Genomic DNA, 1,761 nt, shown 5'->3' with positions numbered 1-1,761 from the left:
CCCCCCCCCACCCCACCCCCCCCCCCCCCCCCCCCCCCCCCTTCTTTTTTTTTTTTTTTTTTTTTCTTCCCCCGGGGGGGCCCCCCCCCCCCCCCCCCCCCCCCGCCAGGATCAGGCCGCAGCGGCCTGGGACTTGGTCGCTTCCTTGTACAGGTTGCGAACCTTGTCGGTCATCTGAGCGCCGTTGGCGATCCACTTGTCGCAAGCAGCGATATCCAGCACAACGCGCTGCTCGCCACCCTGTGCAACCGGGTTGTAGTAACCGACGCGCTCGATGTTGCGGCCGTCGCGGGCGCTACGGACGTCGGAAACGATGATGTGGTAGAACGGACGCTTCTTGGCGCCGCCGCGGGTCAGTCGAATCTTGACCATGGTGGTGTTTTCCTATGTTGCCCAGTCGCCAGGATGGCGCGGTAAGTCGGCGATTATAGCGACCACCCCGCTCCATTCCAACCCCGGCCCTGATCGGGAACCTGAACCAGCCTCAGCGCTCACCTTCCAGCAGCGCTGTCGGTGCGTCCTTCGCAGCCAACCCGGTTGGCGACCCATCGATTTTCACGCCTGGCCATGCCCGCCGAGCTGCCCCTTCTGTCTCGTTCAGCGCCACGGGCATATGATTCGCATATGAATCATATATTCAATTCAAGGGGCAACCGATGGGCATCGTGAACATCGACGACGAACTGCACGACAACCTGCGCAAGGCCAGCACCGTGTCTGGCCGCTCCATCAACGCCCAAGCCGGGTTCTGGATCAGGATCGGCATGCTCTGCGAACTGAATCCGCAGCTGAGTTTCCAGGAGCTGGTGGCGCGCGAACTCGCGGCTGCCGGGGTAAGCCCAGCGGGCATGCGGATGGCGGAAGCATGATCAAGCAGCCGCATGAACTGGTATTGATGGCCGAATCCGGGCGCCTGCTGGCGTCGGTGTTCGAAGCACTGAACCAGCTGCCGCTGGAAGGCATGAGCACGCTGCAGGTAAACGACTGGGTCGAGCGTTTCATCGTCGACCGTTTGCAGGCGCGCCCGGCGAGCAAGGGCCAGTATGGCTTCGCCTATGTGCTCAACAGCTCCATCGATACCGTTGTCTGCCACGGCGTGCCGTCATCGAAGGACATCCTTCGCAGCGGCAGCATCGTCAACCTGGACATCACCCTGGAGAAGAACGGCTACATCGCCGATTCCAGCCGCATGTTCCTGATCGGCGAGGTAAGCCATCAAGCCAAACGTCTCGTGCGCGTCACCAACGAGGCCATGTGGAAGGGCATCGCCGCAGTACGCCCCGGCGCGACCCTGGGCGACATCGGCTTTGCAATCAACCGCCATGCCAAGGACGCCGGCTATTCGGTGGTGAAGGAGTACTGCGGCCACGGCATTGGCCGCGAAATGCACGAAGAGCCGAATGTGCTGCACTACGGGCATCGCGGCGCAGGGCTCGAACTGCAGGCCGGCATGACCTTCACCATCGAACCGATGATCAACCAGGGCCGCGCAGCGATCGACAACCACGACGATGGTTGGACCGTGACCACACGCGATGGAAAGTTATCGGCGCAGTGCGAGCATACCGTCGAGGTGACGGAGACCGGCGTACGCGTATTGACGCTGCGCGATGAGGAACGGGCCACCGCGCAGAAGCTGCTGGGCGCACTCGTGTAAGACAGGCTTTTGTGGGAGCGGGGGGAGCCCCGGAGCGGGGGGTTTTGGGGTGGGTGGGAGGTTGCCCCAGAGGTGGTGGGTCAGGGTAGCGGGGGGGGCGGCGG

3 protein-coding genes are annotated in these 1,761 nt (G+C 63.3%); 2 read left to right on the top strand and 1 reads right to left on the bottom strand.

Annotation, left to right across the window (positions count from 1 at the left end):
• Positions 1-111 precede the first annotated feature (111 nt).
• Entirely contained in the window at positions 112-372 is a 261-nt protein-coding gene (rpsP, locus tag ACVOLZ_RS22285; RefSeq protein ID WP_481518040.1) for a 30S ribosomal protein S16, read from the bottom strand.
• A 284-nt stretch (positions 373-656) separates the two neighbouring features.
• On the opposite strand from rpsP, the gene ACVOLZ_RS22280 reads away from it, so the two are divergent.
• A complete protein-coding gene (locus tag ACVOLZ_RS22280; protein WP_282273430.1) occupies positions 657-869 on the top strand; it encodes a ParD-like family protein in 213 nt (70 codons plus the stop codon).
• Positions 866-1,657: a type I methionyl aminopeptidase gene (map, locus tag ACVOLZ_RS22275; protein WP_481518039.1), complete on the top strand. Its 792-nt coding sequence runs from the start codon at positions 866-868 to the stop codon at positions 1,655-1,657. The genes ACVOLZ_RS22280 and map overlap by 4 nt, the downstream gene beginning before the upstream one ends.
• Positions 1,658-1,761 lie beyond the last annotated feature (104 nt).

The sequence above is a fragment of the Stenotrophomonas sp. STEN020 genome (genome assembly GCF_056760195.1).
This window is presented reverse-complemented; position numbering and strand designations above follow the sequence as displayed.

Coding starts and splice junctions, on each gene's coding strand:
- rpsP (WP_481518040.1), bottom strand. CDS start 372: ATGGTCAAGATTCGACTGACCCGCGGCGGCGCCAAGAAGCGTCCGTTC.
- ACVOLZ_RS22280 (WP_282273430.1), top strand. CDS start 657: ATGGGCATCGTGAACATCGACGACGAACTGCACGACAACCTGCGCAAG.
- map (WP_481518039.1), top strand. CDS start 866: ATGATCAAGCAGCCGCATGAACTGGTATTGATGGCCGAATCCGGGCGC.